Genomic DNA, 461 nt, shown 5'->3' on the forward strand with positions numbered 1-461 from the left:
GAAATCGTGTGGTTGGTGAGGGTCTTCGGTATTTCCGCCTGCACCTTCTCGCCGACTTCCTTGTGCAGCTTCTGGCGCATCTCGCCAAGCACCCGCGGCGGCGCGATCAGAACGAGCGCGTCGAACTCGCCGCGATGCGCGAGCTTGTAGAGCTGGTCGGCGATGTCGACGGCGAAGCGCTCCTTGCCCAGACGGTGCCAATCGGTTTCCTCGATGGCGCTGCGCGGCCCTTCCGCATAGCGGCCCGGCTTATCCGTGCCTTGTTCGCGCGTGGCGGGATTGTCCTGTTCCATCCCCTGCACCACTTCCAGGTTAGGGAACTTGTTGTCGCCCTGGTTGCGCAGGAAGAGCGCCTTCTCGCCATCAGCCACGACCACCCACAATCCATGTTTCAGCTTGATGCTCATGGCGTTCCTCCTTGCTTGCATGGTTGCCGACCGGTCGAGTTCGGGATCGACAGG

General features: G+C 62.3%; 1 protein-coding gene. It reads right to left on the reverse strand.

Going from position 1 to position 461, the window contains the following annotated elements; translation table 11 throughout:
• Nucleotides 1-407: host attachment family protein (locus EN786_RS36090; protein ID WP_135910031.1), on the reverse strand; the 407-nt coding region annotated here is incomplete at its 3' end.
• Nucleotides 408-461 lie beyond the last annotated feature (54 nt).

Origin of the sequence: Mesorhizobium sp. M4B.F.Ca.ET.143.01.1.1 (assembly GCF_004792275.1) — a bacterium.
Lineage (GTDB): Bacteria > Pseudomonadota > Alphaproteobacteria > Rhizobiales > Rhizobiaceae > Mesorhizobium > Mesorhizobium abyssinicae.